We start from the raw sequence: 20980 nt of genomic DNA, 5'->3' as shown, positions 1-20980 counted from the left end.
GATAAAATATCATAACGTCGTTGTCTTGTTCGCCTTTATTCGCTCTGTGGCATGAATGTTTGCTTATGCCATGTCACAGATATGAAGATTAAACAGCGGTGTGCTTCGGAATAAACAAGCATACAAGAGCCGTTAAGGCTGTCGGTAACAACCAAGCCATCCCCTCGGCATGCAATGGCAGAAAATCAAGGAAACTCATATCCATACCAGCAGTTTGTAAACCATCGAAAATACCAAAGAATAACGCAACACTAAGTACGATACGATGTGCAAAGGCTGGTCTAGCAAAGCGGTCGGTTAAAAAAGTCACCAACACTAACGCAATTGCCACGGGGTAAATAGTCATTAATACTGGAATACTAATACTAATTAATTGAGTCAATCCAACGTTAGCAACGGTGGCACAAATGACACTCAACACCACCACTAATAACTTATAAGACAAGCTTGGAAGCAATTCATTAAAAAATTCGGAGCAAGCCGTCACTAAACCAACCGCAGTCGTTAGGCATGCAAGCGTCACTACCGTTGATAGCATTAATGTGCCTATGCTGCCAAAATGATGAGTGACATAATTTGTTAAAATTTGTCCACCATTTTCGGCACCAATAGCAAAATCGCCCGCTGAAGCACCTAGATAAAACAAAGAAATATACACAAATGCCAAACCACCAGCAGCAATAAAAGCCGCGCGAACCAAATACTTGGTTTGATCAGCCGTATCGTTAACGCCTTTTTTGCGCAATAAATCAATAATCAACATACCAAACATCAATGATGCCAATGTATCCATAGTGTTATAACCTTCAATAATCCCCTTGGTTAAAGGATTATTAATATAATCACCCACCGGCAAATTCACTGCCGCACTAGGAAGAATAATCACTGAACAGGCCAAGCCTACCAGCAATAGTATCAACACAGGGGTAAGTACTTTACCCACACTATCGAGTAGTTTCCCAGGGAATAAAGACAAAAACATCACAACAGAGAAAAACACTAATGTGTAGATTAGCTGGGCAATATTAAATTCTTTTCCCCCCAACATCATTAATGCATCAGGATTATGAATAAACGGCCTTGCACCAATTTCAAACGCGACCAAAGACGTTCGCGGGGCGGCAAAAGCAGGACCAATAATAATATAAATCGCAACCGCTAATGCCGTTGCTGCAAATGCGGGTAATAATGCCATCACTTTACCATTGGCTTTGGCAACAGCGATCAAGCCAATCAATGGCATACCTACAGCAGTAATTAAGAAACCGAACATTGCCAAAGACATATTCTCACCAGCAAGCATGCCAGCAAAAGGTGGAAAAATTAAGTTACCCGCACCTAAAAAAAACGCAAAGGTCATAAACCCTAACCCTAGCGTATCAGTCACACTCATTTTGGTTGTTTGCACTACTCGCCCCGTATTGTTGTTATGTTTTTTAACAAACCTAATTGATTACGCCATAATTAGCTACTACTGAACTGAACAGGCCCCAACGTGTAAAGTTAAAAATACACTTTAAAATAATAAAATATGCTTAAAAAATTAGCAAAAATGAACATCAAGTCCATTCCCTACCTATTGTTTGTATCAAAACAGCCCTAATCAGATTTTTTACTCAGTTTTACAGAAAAAAAGCGGCCAAACTAATATCAAATACTGGGAGTAGAAACAAGCATAGAAACCCCAAAAGACAAAAATAACTTTCTTTTTACTAAATAATGTCAACACTTGTGTACATGATCGGCAAGTTACTGTTTTTCAGTTAACTTTCACTAACAAAGAAATAACAATTAACTGGCCAGATTATTAAAGCGACGACAACTCAGACCAAAGCGATTATGATCGGTATTAATATATTCACAGTTAACTAATTAGCAGTTTGTGTATGCCTTTTACCTTCAAACAATTTCATATCGATGACCGTCAATGTGGTATGTCGGTAAGTACAGATGGAGTGCTACTGGGTGCTTGGGCAGATCTGTGCAGCTCCGCAAATATACTTGATATTGGTGCTGGCAGTGGCTTACTCAGTTTGATGGCTGCGCAAAGAACGGCCGCAAACGTTAACATAACGGCTGTTGAACTCGATAGCGCAGCGGCAAACGCATGTAAACACAACATTTCACAAAGCCCATGGCCAAATAAAATAAAGGTATACCAAGAGGGAATACAAGAATTTGTACAACAATGCGCCATCAATACAACTCAATTCGAACAAATTATTTGCAATCCGCCCTATTTTGAACATGGCCCTCAAGCCAAACAATCAACTCGAGCAGATGCCAGACATACAAATACTTTAACCTTTGATGACTTACAAAATGCAATAAAACAATTGCTCACCCCCAATGGCCGCACAAACATCATTTTACCGCAACAAAGCTTATCTAGCTTTGCAGCGCTATTGCCATCAAAACAGCTCACCCTGACAAAACAAATTGATGTTGCCAGTGTGACAGGAAAACAACCTAGTCGAGTGCTCCTAGAACTACAGCACCAACAACCGAGTCAACCGGGATCGCAACCACCAATACAACGAGGTCAGTTCGATATTAAAGATCCACAAGGGCAATACACCCCCGCCATGACAGATTTATGCCGCGACTTCTACTTAAAGCTTTAGCCTACTCATTAGGTCGGCTATAATACTCAACTATTTTTCAGCGAGACCAGCGCATGCAATTTGAAGATTTCCAGCTCGACCCTAGCTTATTAGAGTCACTCAAGGCCATGGGACACAACACCCCCACCACTATTCAGCAGCAAACTATTCCTTTGGCCATGGATCAGCGGGATATTTTAGCGCGTGCGCCAACCGGCACCGGTAAAACAGCCAGTTTCTTACTGCCAGCTTTACAACACCTTATTGACTTCCCGCGTCGTTTTGAAGGCCAAGCACGTATTTTGGTACTAACGCCCACTCGCGAATTAGCCAGTCAAATTCATCGCTATGCAAGCCATTTAGCCACTGGGCTTGATCTCAATATCGCCATCATCACAGGTGGAGTACCTTATGGCCCACAAGAAGAGGCGCTTGCTGACAATATCGATTTATTGATCGCCACTCCAGGTCGATTAATGGAATACTTAGACAAAGACAAATTTGATGCAACCGAAGTTGAAATTCTGATTATCGATGAAGCAGATCGGATGCTAGACATGGGCTTTTCCTCAGTAGTGCAAGCGATTGCCATTGAAGCACAAGGCCGCAAACAAAACATGCTGTTTTCTGCGACGTTAGAAGGCAACGGTGTTAACCGCTTTGCTCGCGAACTGTTAAATGACCCTATAATGGTCGATGTGGATGCGCCGCGTAGTGAAAAAGCCAAAGTGCATCAATGGGTGCATTTGGCTGATGACCAAGCACATAAATTTGCTTTGTTATGCCATATTCTGCAACAAGAAAATGTTAAACGTACCATTGTGTTTGTGAAAACGCGCGAAATGGTTGCCAGCCTTGAAGGCTTATTGCTAAAAGCCAATATCCCATGCGCCTTTATGCGTGGCGACATGGAACAGAAAAAGCGCTTCCAAGCTCTTGGTCGCTTCTCTAAAGGCGAAGTCAATGTACTATTGGCGACAGATGTTGCAGCGAGAGGCATTGATGTCGATGACATTACTCATGTCATTAACTTTGACATGCCACGTTCTGCCGACGCCTACGTACACCGTATAGGCCGCACAGCAAGAGCTGGCGCAAAAGGCACTGCAATCTCATTGGTCGAAGCTCATGATATGCGTATTGTGTCTAAGATTGAGCGCTACATTGAAATACCACTTAAACGCCGCGTAATTGAAGAACTTCGTCCAAAGCACAAAGAAGCTAAAGTACCTGGTAAGAAAAAAGCCAATGCAAAAGATGCTCGGGTGAAATCAAAAAAGTATAAGAAAAAATAGCCACCGTATTAACGGCTAACACTCCAACCAATAAAAAAGCGAATTACTCAGTAATTCGCTTTTTTATATCCAAACCAACATATGATTATACAAAAACATCAAAAACAGCCTATATATGTCAAGGTATGTCAATTAACGCTCAAAAAACACCCTCCAAGCTCCCTTGTCATAATACTCTGAATCTAATATGTTTTATGTAAAATATAGGTTTAGTACAGGGTAAAAATACTATCAAAACATCACTTATAACGTGTTAAATCATAAAATCTAATCAAAACATAAAATTATGACACACTTTATTTACATTCAGCTATTCAGATACGCCTCATACTCTGTTAATTTAGTACTAATGAGCAATAACTTGAAACAGATAAGACGAGTTGCCCCATACTTTTAATCGTCTTTCCGCATTATTTCAGCATGGATACGCAAAAAGAAATGATAAAAAAAATACTAAGAAGACTTTCACCGCTCCTAATCCTTATCGCCTTCATCGCTGCTGCTATGCTACTTATTAGTACGCAAGAAGATCCTGAACAAAAAGACGAACCTGTTAATATTCCGATTATTGACGTGCAAACGGTAACGCCGCAAACCTTGTCATTGAACCTGCCATCTTATGGTGTGGTTAACCCCAAATATAAAACGCAGCTCGTCACCGAAGTTCAGGGGCGCATGCTGAGTATTTCAGCTAATTTTGTTGCCGGTGGCGTAGTAAGAAAAGGCGAGCAACTGGCCATTATAGAACCTTCTGATTACGAAGCTGATCTTATCCAAGCAGAAGCAACACTGGCACAAGCCACTGCAGCCTTGAATGAAGAAAAAGCTCGGGGCGTGGTTGCTAAAATTGAATTTAAAGATTTTGACAGAGGCCTACCGCCAGAACTGGGATTACGCATCCCACAACTCAAAAAAGAACAAGCAAACGTAAAATACGCAGAGGCAGCATTAGCTCGAGCACAACGTAATTTAGCGCGCACGGTTATACGTGCACCATTTGACGGCATTATCAAAGCCCGGAATGTCGATTTAGGTCAATATGTCACATTAGGTACCAATTTAGGTGAGTTATACGACACCAGTATTGCCGAAATAAGACTGCCATTAGCAAACGAAGATTTAGCTTACCTTGAGTCTGTCGATAACCCAGAAACAAGTGTCACCCTAAGTGCACTATTGGCAGGGAAACAAGTAACTTGGACTGGCAATATTGTCCGTAGCGAAAATGTTATCGACGAACAAACTAGGATGGTGTACTTAGTTGCAGAAATCCATGATCCCTATTTACGTAACAACAAAACCAAAGGCCAATTACCTCTAAAGTACGGCAGTTTTGTCAATGCCATTATTACAGGAAAAACCGTAAATGATGTAGTAAAGCTTCCACGTCACGTCGTGCGCAATAACCAAGTTGCAGTTGTGGATGCAAACAATATTATCGAAATGCGCCCAGTTAACGTGATTCGTTCCGACATAGACACCATCTACATTCAAGGCAGTTTCAAAGCAAACGAGCGAGTTTCAACCACTAGTGTTAATAGTCTCAATTCTGGGCAAGCCGTTAAAGTGCTTGGTGAAGAAACAAAAACAGAGCCTGTCGATACTGACACTCAAGCCGCCAAGACTGTAGGTGAATAATCATGGATACCAATAAAGGAATTATTGCTTGGTTTGCCCGCAACAGTGTTGCCGCCAACTTACTGATGGCCGCATTACTCATTGGCGGTTTATTCAGTGCCGTACTTATCAATAAAGAAGTGTTCCCCAGCTTTGAACTAAACCTAATCAATATCAATGTGGCCTACCCTGGTGCAGCACCGCAAGAAATTGAAGAAGGGATAAATATAAAAATCGAAGAGGCAATCCAAGATATTAGTGGGATTAAAAAAGTCACTTCTGTTGCCAGCGACAGTGTGGGCTCTGTGACCATTGAAGTCGAGGACGGTTATGATGTTCAACAAGTCTTAGACGAAGCGAAGCTTCGAGTTGATGCGATTGCAACCTTTCCCGATAACATCGAAAAACCCAATATTTATCAAATAAAACCTGAAAACAATGTCATTTGGGTGTCTGTGTATGGCGACATGACGTTGCATGACATGAAAGAAATGGCCAAAACAATTCGCGATGACATCACCGACCTCCCTGCCGTAACTCGCGCCAAAGTGACTGGTGTTCGTGATTATGAAATAGGCATTGAGCTGTCTGAAGACAAGCTACGGGAATACGGTATTACTTTTACCCAGGTCGCTTTAGCTGTACAAAACTCATCGATTGATTTACCAGGAGGCTCAATTCGGGCCCAAGACGGTGACATCTTACTGCGAACAAAAGGCCAAGCTTATACCGCAAATGATTTTGCCCAAATAGTGGTCGAAACACGTGCTGATGGCAGCCGTGTCATGTTGCCGCAAGTCGCCACCATCAATGATGATTTTGAAGAGCGTTTAGAATACACTCGCTTTAACGGCAAACCCGCTGCTGTGATTGAAATTACCAGTATCGACGATCAAAATGCGCTAGATATATCATCTCAAGTTAAGGCATATGTTGCCGAACGTAAAAAAAGCTTACCGAGCAATATTGAACTTGATACCTGGGGAGACCTAACACACTACTTACAAGGCCGTTTGAACATGATGTTATCTAACATGTTTTATGGCGCTTTGTTGGTATTTATTATTCTGGCCTTGTTTTTAGATCTTAAACTCGCTTTCTGGGTCATGATGGGATTACCGGTGTGTTTTTTAGGCACTATGTTATTAATGCCGCTCGACCCATTTAATATGTCCATTAACATGTTAACTCTATTTGCATTTATTCTGGTGCTTGGAATCGTCGTCGACGATGCTATTGTCATCGGCGAGAGTGCTTATACCGAAGTAGAAGAAAATGGACACTCTCTGACGAACGTGGTTAAAGGGGTACAAAAAGTAGCCATGCCCGCTACATTTGGGGTTCTCACGACCATTGCAGCCTTTATCCCAATGATCATGGTTTCAGGGCCAATGGGCATCATTTGGAAATCCATCGGTATGGTGGTGATTTTGTGTTTAGTATTTTCGTTGATTGAATCGAAACTGATTTTACCCGCGCATTTAGCTCACATGAAAATCAAAAAACGCACCGCACCAACCAATATGTTTACCCGCTTTAAAGCTGGGTTAAATAATGGGTTACAGCACTTTATTTATAATACCTACCGCCACTTCCTCGAACGCTGTATAAAACATCGTTATAACGTAGTCTCAATATTTGTTGGAGTATTAATTCTATCAATAGCGTTGGTACAAAGTGGCAAAGTACGCTGGGTTTTCTTTCCTGATATTCCATCCGACTTTATTCAAGTACAACTTGAAATGGAAGAAGGTAGCTCTGAACAAAACACCTTAGAAGTCTTACAGCAAGTCGAAGATGCACTGTATAAAATGAACACCAAGTTGGAGAATGAATACGGCTATCCAATGGTAAAGCATAGCTATATTGAACTCAGTTCCCGCAGCAGTGCATTTGTATTTACCGAACTCACTAAAGCTGAAGATCGTGAAGTTGACGGCGTTGCTATTGCTGAAGAATGGCGAGCACAATTACCTGAACTATTGTCTGTTAAAAAACTAAACATTAATGCCAGTACCAATGATACTGGTGGTGATTTATCGTTCCGCTTAACCTCAAGTGATTTAGGTCAATTGTCTGAAGCCGCCAAAACACTTAAATCTAAGTTAGCCACTTATGAAGGTGTGTACGATATTACCGATAATTTTTCGTCTGGCTCACACGAAATCCGCTTAAATATCCGGCCAGAAGCAGAAGCACAAGGTTTAACACTATCAGACTTAGCACGCCAAGTTCGTTACGGGTTCTACGGTTATGAGGCGCAACGCATTTTGCGCAATAAAGAAGAAGTCAAAGTCATGGTGCGCTACCCACTAGAACAGCGCCGCACGGTAGGTGACCTTGAAAACATGCTTATCCGTACGCCATCTGGCGCTGCGGTGCCGTTTTCAACCGTTGCAGATATTGAATTAGGTGAATCATATGCATCGATCACCCGAGTGGATGGTCGTCGAGCCATTACCATTAGTGCCAATGTAAATAAAAACAATGTAGAACCCTCAAAAGTCGTCGCCGAAATTCAAGAAGATTTCTTACCTGAATTAACTGCTCGGTTTCCTAAAGTTGTGTCGGCATTGGATGGTGGTAGCCTAGACGAACAAAATGCCATGCTTGGTTTAGCACAAGGCTTCTTTTTTGCCATGTTTACCATCTATGCTCTAATGGCCATTCCATTAAAATCGTATACCCAACCTTTAATCATTATGTCTGTCATTCCGTTTGGTATGATTGGTGCCTTGTTTGGCCACTATATTCTTGGCTTATCCATGAGTATTTTGAGTTTATGCGGTATTGTTGCGTTAGCAGGGGTCGTGGTAAATGACTCGTTGATTTTGGTCGACTTTGTCAACCGTGCCCGTGAAGAAGGAAAGTCGCTAATGCAGTCGGCTATCGATTCTGGTTGTTATCGTTTTAGAGCAATTATCTTAACCTCACTGACAACTTTTGTTGGCTTGATCCCCATCATTATGGAAAAAAGCTTACAAGCTAAAATTGTCATTCCAATGGCAACATCTCTCGCATTTGGTATTTTGTTCTCTACCGTAGTGACGCTCATTTTAGTGCCTATTCTGTATATCATACTTGATGATATTAAACGTTCATTAAAGCGATTTTTCATTTGGTGGTGGCAACCTAAATCATCGGAAGATCCATTAAGTTCAGACGAACACTAATTGCTAGTGGTTAACTCCTTATCTTATAAACATAAGCAAGACTGTTTAGCCATGTTTTTGAGTTGCATATACAGGCCCTAGTGAGTTATCAATAAAAAACAGAGTATATATGACTCTGTTTTTTTTATTGATTAAGAAAACTGCGACCAAAACAACATACCCCAGTAATGCATTGGGCTATGCTCCCATAAACTTTACACTATCGTTATTCTATTACCATGAACACAAACACAACATCGGCAGAAACCCATCAACCTACGCTAGTCTATGACATTGAAACTCGTCGATATTTAAATATTACCGGCAGATGCACGCTTCGATGCCAATTTTGCCCAAAACACAATGGTTCAAAACAAGTTCATGAGTATAATCTGTCGTTAACAAAAACTGTCACTGCAGCCAATATTTTGCCACTTCTAGGTGATGTTAATCAGTTTGATGAGTATGTGTTTTGTGGTTTCGGCGAACCAACACTGAACCTAGAATGTTTGCTCGATGTTGCGCGAGCCATTAAAGAACAAGGGGGTAAAACCAGGCTAAATACAGATGGCTTAGGTAACCTTTTTCATAGACGTAATATATTGCCAGAACTCAGCCAACACATAGACAGCATGTCCATTTCACTCAATGCCCATGACGAAACCAGCTACCTACAGCATTGCCGACCAAAATTAGCTAATTCCTTTAATGCATTACTCGATTTTATTGCATTAGCGCCACACTACATTCCACAAGTGCAAGTGAGTGCGATTGAAGGTCTTGAAAATGTAGACATAGAGAGATGCCGTGAGATTGCCGTGAATTCAGGTGTACGATTCAAACTGCGTCAACTTGATATCATTGGCTAATATCTGTCAATGAGTTTTCGACATCGTAGGCTTCATGTTAGTATTGAAAATAAGTTAATGCTAAAAAAGTCGCATAATGCCTAAACACAACGCTGTGAGTTCTTCAAGCTCGATATTAATCTCTTCTCAAGCGACTCATTGGTCTCAACAGAATATTCTTTCGCTGTTAAGCCAATTGATTATCCTATTAATTGCGGCGTTTATCGTCACAAATATGGTGATCAATTTAGGTGAGCGACGCCTACAAGAAGATTGGGCAGATCAGCGTTACAGTGAGTTACAAACGGTATCCTCTTTAGCATCGGATAAAGTGGCATTTCTACAGTTTAGAACCCAAATCATCGCCAAAGGTGAATTGCTCCGACAGTATCTGCAAAAACCATCAGAAAAGTTACAATCAAAAACGATTGAAAGCTGGGATTCATTAACAGAAAATATTCCCGAGCTGCTCGGATTGGCATTATTTAATCCACAAGGTAAACTCGAATTTTCGAGTACTGGGGGGTTTAATAATATGCAGCTACCCGCCGCTATTTTAGGTGCTGGTAGAAATATGGGTGGAAATGACATTTACACCTCACCTATGGCATTTGCTCCTATTGATGGCATATTAGAGCCGTATTTTTATCAACTGTCTTGGATAGAAAATCCAGATCAGAGCATTAAAGGTTACTTAGTCACTTACAATTCTATAGTTAAATTACTTGAAACAATAAAACCAGCTTTTTTCAACCAAGACTCACCGTTACTCCTTCTTGATACACAAGGTTTTCTTTATGCGGGAGCTAACCAACCGACCCCATTAGACAGTATGCCAGACACGCTAGGAGCAAGCTTAAAGCAAACTTATCCAGAGTTGTGGCGAGTCATGGCAATGAACCACTTTGGTCAGTTTCACAGTCACGACTCTACTTTTGTGTATCTGAAGATCCAACTCACCAGCCAATATGAAACAAAAAGAGAGTATTTTTTACTGTCTTATATACGTCACGACGACATTGCAGCTCGCTTCGCGCAATGGCGTATGGTGATCATTATTGCTGGATGCCTAATAGCACTGTTAGCCTGTTTACTTATTATTTTAAGACATCGATTTGTACTTGAACGACATGCTAAGCAAAATAGCTTGCAATTAAGTAATGGATTATTTAACAGTGAATTGAGTTGTTTGATTGTTAATGATAGCGGCCGTATTCAAAGTATTAATGCCAAAGCATCTGCAGCACTATCATTGTCAGTTGACGCACTTAAGGATCGCAGCTTGCAACGAGTACTGCATCTTGATGACGATAGATTTAATCATATTAAGGAAACACTAACTCTGCATAAACAATGGCGTGGTGAGATTAGTTTAGAAACGGTTAACAGCAGTATGCTTCAGACTCATATTCGAAGTGAAAAGTGCGTTAACAATAATGAGCATTATTGGTTAGTGACATTTGAAGACATTACCGCATTATTAGATAGCCAACGCCAAGCCTATCTCTATCAGTTAATGAGTAATGGCGCTGTTGCAACGGCGCTAACCGATGGTAATGGAAAGATCATAAAATATAATCACCAATTTGATCATCTCATGTCTTTGCACGGTAATATTGATGTTGCGATTACAGAGCTACTAGGTGATGAGTTGAAAAATCAGTGGCAAAATATAACCGCACAAATCAGTTTGCAAGGAGAGTGGACTGCGCAAATTATGCCCTTTACTCATAGTCGTTATGAACACTGTTTAAAAACAACCCTAACTGGCCAACTCACATTCGAGGGAGATATTGAATTTCTGATTTGCACCTTTGAAGAAACCACCCCAGCCGTGTCAGCCCAAAATAACAGTAACATCATTGGACATCGCAGTGCTGTGGTTTTGCGCTTAAACGAACTTGAAAATTACTTTATTAACCTTAATGAGCAAACGAAAGAGCATTCAAGCTTGCTGGTGATGGACATTAACCCAGAGGGTATTTTCAGCAGTATGGGCAATATGAGCCAACTGGAAAAGCGTCAAAAAGACATTGAACTACAATTGTTAATTGAATTACCACTTAACTATCAAATTGCGCAATGGCAACTAGGTAAACTAGTCATTTTGTTACCCGAAACAAATGCTAACACGGCGCACCAGTACGCGATAAATATGATGCAAAGACTTGAAGAAAATAACTTAGGCGATGGAATTAACATCGGCATCGCGAGTTATATACAGCAGCAAAGTTTAGAACAATATCTTGCTAATGCAGAAATAGCACTAAAACGAGCAAAGCAGTCTGTTGATCAGAATATTTGTCAGGCCTTTACACGTTCAAGCAATAAGCGTGGCCACTAAGTTTTTACAACATTAACCACGGCCTTTCAAAGAGCACTTATTGGGGTAATTTAATGCAGTGTAAATCACTATTGATGAGAGATGGCATATTCCAATAAACTTTCATTTAAGCGTGTATTACCACAATTTTATACCATACAGATTTATTGTTTGGACTGAGTGCTACTGTCTATTTCTTCAAGCATATCATCAGATTCAGACCTGAAAGGCTGTATATTATCAGGCAACTTACTTTCAGTAATTTCCACGATACTTGAGCGATTCATGGTCACTTTAAACCGAGCATATTCAGGTTGTTGCTTACCATCACGCAAAACCGCAACCAAATTAACTTGATAACGGCGCTCTACAGATTCATTACTAATATTGCCTTCATGTTCTGAGTATATTTTAGCTTTTCCACGCTCTAAGTGACGTGCAAAAGGCACTAAACTAAAATTCACTTGCTCTTGAATTTGTGAATAATCTGCTTCAAAAGGCTTATTCGTCACCTTGGTGGCAATACGATAATGCAACACTTCAGAATCCACTTTATTTTGGCTATGACGTTGTTTCATAATCTCAGATACCGTATTGGGGATATCTTGATTACGCATAAACTCAATCCAAACTAACTGCTTAGCCACCACACCTTGCGTGGTAGTATCACGTAAAATACGGCTCCATCTCGGACGACCACGCTGAATAAGCCGCCACATAGCATTACGAAAATCCTCTTTAAAGATTTCCCTGAAACCGTAAATGACCGCTAAAGTCAGTAACAAAGTCAACGTTAGCCCATTAAAGAAACCTTGTGCTTTTATAATCAACGCTGATACGACTAGCATCACCATCCCTGTTGCCACGCCTGTAACAAACTTTTTTAGCCCTACACCAAGCGGCTTTAACTCTTCTTTTAATACTACGCCTTGTTGAATTAAGCGACGTAATAATAACATTTTGTTAGAAATACGGTTGGCATCTTGCTGAGTTTGCATTGAATTATATTTACAGACTTGCTCGCGGTAGTGATTCTCACTTCGGCATAGGCTCAATACTTTATCTTTTACATCACTGTAATCACCACTTCTCGGACTATGCGCTAATGTTTTTAACAATTGCTGTTCACAAAACCACGACAAGTAATTATCTGCATGTTCAAAATAAGACTTCCATTTAGGATCACTTGGCTCATTACGACGAAACTTCTTCAATAATTGCGCCACCACATCACAAAGCTCATCTAATTCTGGGTAAAATTCGTTAGGGTCAACTTTCTGATGTAATTCTTTGCCATCAGTTTCAATTGCCACGGCAAATTGATAAGCAAATAAATTAAGGTATAAACGAAACTCTTCTAACGTGCGTTTATTCAGACTGACAAAACGAGACTGGACGAGAGGAAGATGTAAACCTTTGGAGTAATATGAACGACGACCTAAAATAGCACTATGGTAGTATTCCTCTTCATCGAGAGTGTGTGAGCCAATACCCATTTCTGTCGGTAAATAGAAATACAGATCAAAAACCCGCTGATCGCCAGGGGCCATTTGATGGCTGAATTTTATCGATAATGCTTCTTCTTGTTTTACTTTAACTTTTGCCACAGATTTTTGATTACATACCGTTTGAAATTTCCCTGTTCTATGGATAGTAACCTAAAAGGCAATTTATTCAATGCTACAAGTGCAGAACTGCTTACATCATCTGACAAGACCACAAATTATTGCTTGGAATAAACTTCAATGTGGTGCGAGATTGTTCATTATCAATATTAAGTATTTGCACATGCAACGGAAAATTTGGTGTTATTTCCATCTGCGACTCATCGAGAGAAAACTCACTCGCTAAATAGCCACGCAATGCACTATCTGATTGCCATTGCGCTGCAGCTATACTCAAGTCTAATTCGTAACTTAATGTCCCTAGGTCGACACTATTCACCTCGCCATACAATTGAGCAGACTCAGTAAAAGAAGGCCCTGCTTGTAATTGGTAGCGTAAGGAGGCTTGTTGGTGTTCAACATGAAAATGTAACAATAACTCACTCGGTTCAGTGTTTACACTGGGGTCATTTAACGAAGAAAAGTACCCGTCAGCTTTACACGTAAAATGCCATAAATGATGTGGAGTGACAAAGTATTCAAGAGTGCAAGTAAACGCAAATACGGCCAACACACCACTTAATACAAACACTAGCTTGCCACGCTTTGACAGGATAAATCGGCGCATTTTTTTACGCCAACGACGTGTTAACAATCTAAATTTAGCCACAAATATCCACCTTATGGAGCCATTCCTGGGTAATAAATGGTGAATGCATATTGTCGACGTTAACTTTAATATTTCTAAACAACCAATTCGTCTCTCCTGACTGAGTTAAAATAAAACTAACATAGTGTCGATCAGCTGATATTGAAGCACTCACTGAATCCCAAGGTACATGTTGGCACAAGCGCAGTTGGGTTGATAAACAATCAGCATGTAAAATGGCGTCTTGTGGATATTGGTCATCAAACATAGACAATTGAATAATTTTGCCATTCGAGGCAACGATTTGCCTTAACACATCGGCTTTAGCAAATAATGGCGGGTTAATATGTGACAACAAAAAAAGTAGTACAGCTAATAACGCAGCAATAATGGCGCCAAACTGGCCCCACGATAACAATCGGTTTGGTAAATCGAGGATTTTTTTGTGTTTTCCTTGCACCATAGGGTATAAAATTACCCCTTGCTCTGGAATATATTCAATCAAGTTAGCATGACGATGGCACAAGTAATCAATGATATGATAAATAACGTTAACAAGTTCAGTATGAGACAACTGATGTGCAACCACACCAGATTCAACAACCGTTTCTAGCGTGCTCATAGGCACAACTTGACCCCGATGTTGAACTAATTGAGCCAACACCCAGTATTCATTATCGTTTAAATGCCACTGAGTCGATTTTGCTTGATCAATCAACAAACGTCGCTCATTGTCAAACCAACAACATCCTATTTGCATCGCTCTATCTCAGCTTCTCTACTGATTAAAAAAGTATACTCCTAAAGTCATATACTTATGGCGAAATGAGCTTGAAACCACTTAACAATATTGTGGTTCCGTGAGCTTTAGCTCGAATATGGTCGTTTTTTTGAGCTGGATATCATTGCGCAATTACAAATATAGTAAGCGCTAATAAGCTTATCAGTAGGCAAAAAAAAAGCTGGCTAAGCCAGCTTTCATCTCTATCGCATTAAATTAAAATGCGTAAAGTAACGTCATATTGGTTTCTGTATCAGTGCTTTGTTTGTCATCAAGCGGATCGCTATTATAACGCACAATCACAGCAAATTTCATTGCTAACGCGCCGATAATATTGGCTGTTAATGACGTTTCTGAACGAGCATCTAATTTCTCACCCCAATCGGCAACAAATTTCTGTTGGAATTTAGATGAATCACCAAGTTTGGCTTTGAAATCAACAACTGCGTGAGCAACAATACTGTCTTCACTATCATAACCTTCAGCAAGGGTTGATTCATCATCAAGCTGCTGGTAAATATAACCAGGACCCGCTTCAGCTTTTAATGACATTCTATTGGTATCAATAAAACGGTAACCGTAACCAGCCGAAGACGTTGAGGTGAAATCGTAGCCAGTAAAAGGATCAACTTCGTAGTTAGTGTTGGCAAACAAATAACTCACATCATTAATTTGATAGTCGCCTTGCACACCAAGGAAATAACGCTTTGCAGTTACTTCTTCAGTGTCTTCTTTATACAAACCTTCTAACACATACTGGTTTTCCCAGTTACCTAATTCTTGCTTCAACGCTAAACGCGCTTTAAACGAAGAAGTATCAGTATTGCCAGTAGTCAAAGTAGCCCCTAGTTCAGCTTCACCAGCTAGAGTGGCATCACCTTCAACAAACTCACTTCCAGCATGTGCTGCAAATGGCATGGTTAGTGTAATAGCTGCAGTAAGTAGCAGTTTTTTCATGTCATTTCGTCCTTTATTTTCAATTTACAAAACGCTTAGATGGCTATCTCGCCAAAAAATTGTCCGCATACTAACACTTTCAACGCTAAATTAACAAAATAGTGATCTAAACCACATTAAGCCGTCAAACATTTTGACTGCCAGCGACCACTTCGCCAGCGCCAAAGCATGGCCAACCCTCTAACCCATTCATCTAACGCTAACGCAGCCCAAATGCCCAACAAACCATACTCTAAATGGATCCCAAGATAATAAGCGCCTGGCACTGCAATGCACCACATAGAAAACACGCCCATAAAAAAGGGAAACTTAGCATCACCACTGGCTCTTAATGCATTAATCACAACTAGGTTAAAGGTCCTACCGGGCTCCATCACCAATGTGAGTACAAATAGTTGTCCAACAAGAACAACAATGTCGCTTTCATCAGTAAACATTCCCACAAGGTTTGGCCCCCAAATTGCCACAAATAATGCGACAAGACAGGTGACTATTAACCCCAATTTTAATGCGCGATACATTTGATGATCAGCAGCTTTTAGTTGTTTTGCTCCAACCATATGACCAATAATAATCTCGTTACCAATCCCTATTGATAAACCAAATAATAAGATAAACATACAAATTTGAAAATATAATGACTGCGCAGCCAATGCTTTATCGCCCAAAAGGCCAACGAATGAGGTAACGACCATAAATTGCAACATCCACGAAACGTTTTCACCTGCTGCAGGCAAACCTATGTGAAATACTTTTCTAAGCATGGCTTTATTGGGACGTAAAATGCTCGGCAAATGTAATGGTATTTGAGTATAGCGAACAAACAACACCATCATAATACTCACACCAACAAGTCGTCCGGCTACTGTACTAATAGCAACGCCAGCGACGCCCATTTGCGGTAAACCAAACCAACCATAAAGTAATAATAAATTGCCGATAAACGTGATCACATTCATCGATAATGTCACCCACATAGCTTGTTGAGTAAAACCATGAGCACGCATTCCTGCCGCTAAGCACATGGCCATCGCTTCAGGAACTAAACATAAACCCACAATCTGCAAGTACAATTTACCATCAGCCATGAGTTCTGACGGTAAATTCATAAATTGTAAAATAGTGGTTGAGCCAGCCATAATGCCTAAAGCAGCAAACAAGCCCACTAAAAAATTAAAACCAATTGACGAGTACACAACTGAACTCGCTGCGGCCCTATTTTGTGAACCTAAATATTGGGTAATAACCACACTGGCACCAATACTAACGAAACTAAATAACGTAATTGCCAGTTCAAAAACCATATTACCCACAGACAATGCTGCAACGCCTTGATAAGACACATGGCTGATCATAAAGGTATTAATGGCTGCCGTGAGAAAGTGCAAAGCAAAATCGACGAATAAAGGCCAAGTTAATGAAAATAAAGATAAAGGTGCATTCGGCTTAATAAGCATAGAAATATTTCAACTTTAGAAGGTGGCTAACATATAGGTTTATATCAACAAATAATGACGTTTCAACGTCAATTTTAAGGCGGGGATGATGCTCGATTGCGTTTAAAAAAACAACGTATTTTGTTATTTATTTACAAAAAAATCAGCTCATTGATAAAATGAGCTGATTTGATGTTTTAGCGAAAAACAGGTTTACATGATTTTCGGATCAAGCTCTCCAGATTGATATGCTTTATACATTGCTTGCAATGACTTAGGCTTAATTTTAGAGCCCATACCGGCACAGCCAAATGCTTCATAACGAGTAGTACAAATGTCTGCCATCGCTTCCATTGACGCTTTCAAAAATTTACGCGGATCAAATTCTGCAGGATGTTCAGCTAAGAATTTACGCACAGCTCCCGTTGACGCCAAACGCAAATCGGTATCAATATTGACCTTACGCACACCGTGCTTAATACCTTCAACGATTTCTTCTAATGGTACGCCGTAAGTTTCTGGGATCTCACCACCATACTGGTTGATGATTTTCAGCCATTCTTGCGGTACAGAAGACGAACCGTGCATCACTAAATGCGTATTTGGGATACGCGCATGGATTTCTTTAATACGGTCGATACGTAATACATCACCTGTAGGCTTACGGCTAAACTTGTAAGCACCATGGCTCGTTCCAATGGCAATAGCTAATGCATCAACATGCGTATCTGCAACAAAACGCGCCGCTTCTTCTGGCGTTGTTAACATTTGATCCATGCTCAAGGTGCCTACGGCTCCAATACCATCTTCTTCGCCTGCTTGGCCAGTTTCTAAACTACCTAAACAACCGATTTCGCCTTCAACTGACACACCACACGCATGAGCAAATGCAACAGTACGACGAGTCACATCAACGTTGTACTCGTAAGATGCAGGCGTTTTACCATCAGCCATCAACGAGCCATCCATCATCACTGATGACATGCCTAATTGAATTGAGCGCTGACAAATATCAGGATCAGTACCGTGGTCTTGATGAATACACACAGGGATGTCTGGATATTGTTCAAGTGCGGCTGCCATTAAATATTTTAAAAATTGAGGACGAGCATATTTGCGAGCACCGGCAGATGCTTGCACAATGACAGGGCTGTCTGTTGCTTCAGCTGCCTGCATAATTGCACGCATTTGCTCCAAGTTATTCACGTTAAATGCAGGGACGCCATAACCATGTTCAGCAGCATGGTCAAGCAGTTGTCGTAGAGAGATAAGAGCCATTTTGTTCTCCATTAATAGGGTGATTACTCACCTAGGTCGCTATCGTTTGGACGGATTTTAAACACTGCCACACCCTACATCCTGTCGGTTGTGGCAGCGTATTTTTATAATAATTATTATTTGATTTTACAGGAAAAATGCTTGGTACATGAACTAAGCGCCACGCTTTTCAAGCATTGCCACTGCTGGCAATTCTTTACCTTCTAAAAACTCAAGGAAAGCACCACCACCAGTTGAAATATAAGACACTTTGTCTGCAATATTATACTTGTCCACTGCCGCTAGCGTGTCACCACCACCAGCAATAGAGAACGCTTTAGAATTAGCAATAGCCTGAGCAATCCGCTTAGTGCCTTCGCCAAATTGATCAAACTCAAACACACCCACAGGGCCATTCCAGACGATGGTACCGGCTTGTTCAATAATGTTAGCCAGCGTTTCGGCACTGTCTGGGCCAATATCAAATATCATATCGCCATCAGTTACATCTGCAACTGACTTTAATGTTGCTGCTGCAGTTGGGCTAAACTCGCTTGCAACAACCACATCTGTTGGTACAGGAATATCACCACCACGGCTTCTAGCATTTGCCACAAGGCGCTTAGCTTCTTCCACTAAATCGGCTTCATATAGTGACTTACCGACTTTATACCCAGCCGCTGCAATAAAGGTGTTAGCAATACCGCCACCCACTACAAGCTGATCAACCTTAGTAGACAAGCTTTCAAGCACGGTTAATTTAGTTGACACTTTTGAGCCACCAACAATCGCCACCATCGGGCGAGCTGGGTTATCAAGCGCTTTGCCTAATGCATCTAATTCTTGTGATAATAATGGGCCAGCACAAGCAATAGGAGCGTAAACACCTACACCATGAGTCGATGCCTGAGCACGGTGAGCCGTACCAAATGCGTCCATTACATAGACATCACATAAAGCAGCCATCTTTTTAGACAGTGCTTCATCATTTTTACCTTCGCCAACATTGAAGCGAACGTTTTCAAATACGACAACCTCACCAACTTTTACATCAACGCCATCAAGATAATCGCTCACTAGGCGCACAGGGCAATCTAACGCATTTGATAAATAATCAACTACAGGTTGCATTGAATATTCAACGTTAAACTCGCCTTCAGTGGGTCGGCCTAAATGAGACATCACCATTACGGCAGCGCCTTTCTTTAGTGCGAGTTCAATTGTAGGTAATGACGCGCGTAAACGTGCATCACTGGTTACAACACCCTCGTTGACAGGTACGTTTAAATCTTCACGAATAAGCACGCGCTTATTTTGTAGATCTAAATCTGTCATGTTAATAATTGCCATAATTAGCAGTTCCTTTTTAAGTTAATACAAAGTCTTGCTGCACAACCGGATTAACCCATTGCGACATAATTTGTTTATATTAGCGATCTAACTTTGCCTGAATCATCGCTAAACTAGTATCGAGCATGCGGTTGGCAAAACCCCATTCGTTATCACACCATAATAACAATTTGACCAAATGGCCGGCACTGACACGCGTTTGGGTACCATCGACAATACTTGAACGGGGATCGTGGTTAAAATCACACGAAACCAAAGGCTCGTCAGTATAGCCTAAAATACCATTAAAACTGCCGTTTGATGCAAGTTCTAGCACACTGTTAATTTGCTCAATATTGACTTTTTTCTCTAACGTGACTGACAGGTCGATAGCGGTCACATTTATGGTTGGAACCCGAACTGAAATCGCCTCAAACTTATCTTTCATGTGCGGCAAAATACGCTCAATACCTCGCGCTAATTTAGTGTCAACCGGAATAATGGATTGGCCCGCAGCACGAGTTCGGCGCAAATCATCATGATAAGCATCGATGACTTGTTGATCATTCATAGCCGAGTGAATAGTGGTAATGGCGCCACTCTTAACCTCAAAATGCTTATCCAATACATCGATAACTGGGACAATACAATTGGTCGTGCAAGAAGCATTAGAAATAACGGTATGTTCTGCGCGCAACAAATCATGATTAACACCATAGACAATGGTTTCATCAACATCAGCAGAAGAGGGATTGCTAATGAGAACTTGTTTCGCACCTGCATGAATGTGTGCTTCGCAGGCTTGTCGATCGACTAAACTGCCGGTGGCTTCATAAACGATATCAATATCAAGTTCTGCCCAAGGTAATAAGTTGGCATCTGCTTGATTGAGTAACAAAATACTGTCATCACCAATCAACAATTGCTCACCATTTAGCTTAACGGTGTGCTTAAAGCGACCATGGGTAGTGTCATATTGAGTGAGGTGACAAATCGCTTCAGGTTTTGCTAGCTCATTAATGGCCACAATTTGAATTTGTTGGCGTTTTCCAGATTCGTACAATGCACGAAGAATTGAGCGACCAATTCGGCCATAACCATTAATTGCAACTCGAATCATTTAGGGTCC

General features: G+C 40.8%; 15 protein-coding genes. 6 read left to right on the top strand and 9 right to left on the bottom strand.

Annotation, left to right across the window (positions count from 1 at the left end; translation table 11 throughout):
• Positions 1–88: 88 nt before the first annotated feature.
• On the bottom strand, positions 89–1408 hold the full coding sequence (gene brnQ, locus ACWXWT_RS02515) for a branched-chain amino acid transport system II carrier protein (RefSeq protein ID WP_456040044.1): 1320 nt from the start codon (positions 1406–1408) through the stop codon (positions 89–91).
• A gap of 478 nt (positions 1409–1886) precedes the next feature.
• On the opposite strand from brnQ, the gene ACWXWT_RS02510 reads away from it, so the two are divergent.
• The 6 genes from ACWXWT_RS02510 to ACWXWT_RS02485 all read left to right on the top strand — a co-directional run bounded on the left by ACWXWT_RS02510 (position 1887) and on the right by ACWXWT_RS02485 (position 11859).
• Positions 1887–2624, top strand: coding sequence for a tRNA1(Val) (adenine(37)-N6)-methyltransferase (locus ACWXWT_RS02510; RefSeq protein ID WP_456040043.1), 738 nt, complete (start codon positions 1887–1889; stop codon positions 2622–2624).
• Positions 2625–2677: 53 nt separating this feature from the next.
• Positions 2678–3898, top strand: a complete 1221-nt coding sequence (gene srmB / locus ACWXWT_RS02505; RefSeq protein ID WP_456040042.1) for an ATP-dependent RNA helicase SrmB — start codon at positions 2678–2680, stop codon at positions 3896–3898.
• A 438-nt stretch (positions 3899–4336) separates the two neighbouring features.
• The gene (locus ACWXWT_RS02500; protein WP_456040041.1) at positions 4337–5536 is read left to right on the top strand and encodes an efflux RND transporter periplasmic adaptor subunit; all 1200 of its coding nucleotides are present in this window, start codon (positions 4337–4339) and stop codon (positions 5534–5536) included.
• Between the two features lie 2 nt (positions 5537–5538).
• Entirely contained in the window at positions 5539–8688 is a 3150-nt protein-coding gene (locus ACWXWT_RS02495) for an efflux RND transporter permease subunit (RefSeq protein ID WP_456040040.1), read from the top strand.
• 218 nt (positions 8689–8906) lie between these two features.
• Positions 8907–9536 carry a TatD family nuclease-associated radical SAM protein gene (locus ACWXWT_RS02490; RefSeq protein WP_456040039.1) on the top strand — a complete coding sequence of 210 codons (630 nt, stop codon included), beginning with the start codon at positions 8907–8909 and terminating at the stop codon, positions 9534–9536.
• Between the two features lie 76 nt (positions 9537–9612).
• A complete protein-coding gene (locus tag ACWXWT_RS02485) occupies positions 9613–11859 on the top strand; it encodes a PAS domain-containing protein (RefSeq protein ID WP_456040038.1) in 2247 nt (748 codons plus the stop codon).
• A 143-nt stretch (positions 11860–12002) separates the two neighbouring features.
• On the opposite strand, the gene ACWXWT_RS02480 is transcribed toward ACWXWT_RS02485, so the two are convergent.
• From ACWXWT_RS02480 to epd, 8 genes are all read right to left on the bottom strand, one after another.
• On the bottom strand, positions 12003–13445 hold the full coding sequence (locus ACWXWT_RS02480; RefSeq protein WP_456040037.1) for a hypothetical protein: 1443 nt from the start codon (positions 13443–13445) through the stop codon (positions 12003–12005).
• A gap of 91 nt (positions 13446–13536) precedes the next feature.
• Complete coding sequence (locus ACWXWT_RS02475) at positions 13537–14112, bottom strand: hypothetical protein (RefSeq protein WP_456040036.1); 576 nt, start codon at positions 14110–14112, stop codon at positions 13537–13539.
• Positions 14105–14812 carry a hypothetical protein gene (locus ACWXWT_RS02470; protein WP_456040035.1) on the bottom strand — a complete coding sequence of 236 codons (708 nt, stop codon included), beginning with the start codon at positions 14810–14812 and terminating at the stop codon, positions 14105–14107. The genes ACWXWT_RS02475 and ACWXWT_RS02470 overlap by 8 nt, the downstream gene beginning before the upstream one ends.
• 276 nt (positions 14813–15088) lie before the next feature.
• A complete protein-coding gene (locus ACWXWT_RS02465; protein ID WP_456040034.1) occupies positions 15089–15829 on the bottom strand; it encodes a DUF481 domain-containing protein in 741 nt (246 codons plus the stop codon).
• A 116-nt stretch (positions 15830–15945) separates the two neighbouring features.
• On the bottom strand, positions 15946–17286 hold the full coding sequence (locus ACWXWT_RS02460) for an MATE family efflux transporter (RefSeq protein ID WP_456040033.1): 1341 nt from the start codon (positions 17284–17286) through the stop codon (positions 15946–15948).
• A 192-nt stretch (positions 17287–17478) separates the two neighbouring features.
• A complete protein-coding gene (gene fba, locus ACWXWT_RS02455) occupies positions 17479–18543 on the bottom strand; it encodes a class II fructose-bisphosphate aldolase (protein ID WP_456040032.1) in 1065 nt (354 codons plus the stop codon).
• 153 nt (positions 18544–18696) lie between these two features.
• On the bottom strand, positions 18697–19872 hold the full coding sequence (locus tag ACWXWT_RS02450; RefSeq protein ID WP_456040031.1) for a phosphoglycerate kinase: 1176 nt from the start codon (positions 19870–19872) through the stop codon (positions 18697–18699).
• 79 nt (positions 19873–19951) lie between these two features.
• Positions 19952–20971: an erythrose-4-phosphate dehydrogenase gene (epd, locus tag ACWXWT_RS02445; protein WP_456040030.1), complete on the bottom strand. Its 1020-nt coding sequence runs from the start codon at positions 20969–20971 to the stop codon at positions 19952–19954.
• Between the last annotated feature and the right edge of the window lie 9 nt (positions 20972–20980).

It is taken from the genome of Shewanella sp. A22 (assembly GCF_053850585.1).
This window is presented reverse-complemented; position numbering and strand designations above follow the sequence as displayed.